Source organism: Serratia sp. A07, from assembly GCF_058725505.1.
Window position 1 is genome coordinate 1 of sequence record NZ_JBZXDO010000130.1, and the last position, 2,096, is coordinate 2,096.

Here is a 2,096-nt window from a genome sequence, read left to right on the forward strand (position 1 = left end):
GTGAGGCGGTCACCGTCCTTATCCGTCAGGAAGCCATCGCCGATGCTCTCCAGGTAGTCACCGGCGTTTGCGTTGGATTGCCCCTTAATCCAGCCAGTCCAGTCGCCCTGGTTGCCGGTGCGGTCTTGCAGACGAGCACGGAACCAGAACTCTTGCCCCGCCTTCAACCCGGTCATAGTGTGGGTGTGTAGCGGGTACGGGATATCGGCCAGCAACATCGCGTTATTCCCGGCGGCGTTGTCCGCATACTGAATTTCGGTTTTCAGCGTGTCTTCGGCCCCGTCTGGGAATCCCCAATCGAGCTGGATACCCCACAGTAACGGAGAAGCCTTGAAGCCGACCGGCACCGGCGGCTTACCCTCTTTCCCCTTCAGGTAGGTTTCCATCGACGTCGCCCAGACAGACGATACGTCACTAGCATTGATGGCTCGCACGCGCACCAAGTAGCGACCGGCGTAAATGCCTGGCACTTCAAAACCGAGCGCCGAAGTGCGCGGCATCGATACCCAGTTACCATTATCTTTCCGCCATTCCGCCTCATACGCTATCGCGTTATCTACTGCCCCCCAGGCTGCGCGCATGGTGGTAATCGCGATACCCTGGCTCACCGAGGAGTAGCTGTCGATGGTGATGTTTTTCGGCGGGGCTTGCACGCCAGGAGGAATAATTGATATCGGGCGATCGTCGATGCGCGCGCCAGTATCGATGCGAGCGTATTTGTTCGGGTCATGCTCGGTTGCGTTAATGGTAAAAGTGTTGTCGCCATTGTCAGCGATACCCACCACGCGATAGAGCTGCACAGCCAGATCGTCAGCGTCGATAGACCAGGCAGACTCCGGCACGGGAATCTCGCTATAGGCCGTGGTCACCGTCACAACGCGATCATTCACCGCCTGCACAGTGCGCGCTTGTGCTTTGCCTGAAGGCAGGTTTATGATCAGGCGATCGCCGACTTTAGCACCTGGCTTTCTGTCCAGCTTCAACTTGCGACCGTCCACCGCACTGATACGGCCACCGATCACCCTACCGGCGACCATCTGATCGGCCACGCCGACGATATGTCCAGGCATGGGGATCATGCCATCGAGGCCAACAGAGAAAGTAACCGTGCGGTCTTTGCTGTTGGTCAGCAATGCCCAGCGGCCCCGGCGGTTTGCCTCGCTCTGGCGGGTACAACCGATCGCCGTCAGCTCGGTTTGGTTCACGTCGTACCGGCGCACCAGGTCGCTATCAAATACAGCCTCTATCGCATCGGCGTAGTGGTTCGCCGGATCAGACCAACTAACCATCGCGGTGCTGTAGCGGGTGCGCTCGCTGGCCGACGAGTAGGTAAACTTGCCGTCGATAACGTTGGCACGGGTATAGGTGAAGTCCATATCGCGCGGCATATCCGCTAGGGCGACCATTTGGTTTTGTCCCCAATAGGTCATGCCACGGAAGATACCGGCCAGATCGCTCAGCACCGTCCAGGCATCCTCGCGGGATTGAATGTAAACGTTGCAGGTAAAGCGCGGCTCCATGCCATCACCGCCGCGACCATCTGGCACCGGCTGATCGCAATACTGCGCGATGCGGTACAGTTCAGACTCGGATACCTGAGTTGAGTCGATGCGATCACCCAGGCCAAAACGGTCAGCCAGAATAATGTCGTAGAACACCCAGGCCGGATTGTCGCTGTAGGCCCACTTAAAGCCCCCCGTCCAAACGCCGGTATAGCTGCGCGATTCCGGGTCATAGTTGTCAGGCACCCGGATAACTCGCCCACGCGGCGCGCAACTGATCTTCGGGATGTTCGGAAACTGTTTGGAATCGAACTCAACGTACAGCAGCGCCGTGTTCGGGTAGCGCAACTTGGCGTCAATAATTTCCGTCAACGCCTCGATGTTCATACGGTCGGCGATACGGGCGCTGTTGGCGTTAGGCGTCAACCGGCGAACTCGCACCTGCCAGCCCGTGGTGGCTTTCGGTAAGTTGATGCGGTGAGAACGTTCATACAGCGAGGTGGTTTTGTCGTCGATTGCTGCCGTTAACATTTCCTGATAGCTGCCGCCATCGGTGGCCACATCAATGGCGTATTCGATGCGGTAGCCGTTAAC

The 2,096-nt window shown here is 58.1% G+C and carries 1 protein-coding gene; it reads right to left on the reverse strand.

The window, feature by feature from the left end; all coding sequences use genetic code 11:
• The coding region (locus tag AC4PR2_RS28495) for a TipJ family phage tail tip protein (protein WP_492176002.1) at positions 1 to 2,096 on the reverse strand (2,096 nt) is incomplete at both ends.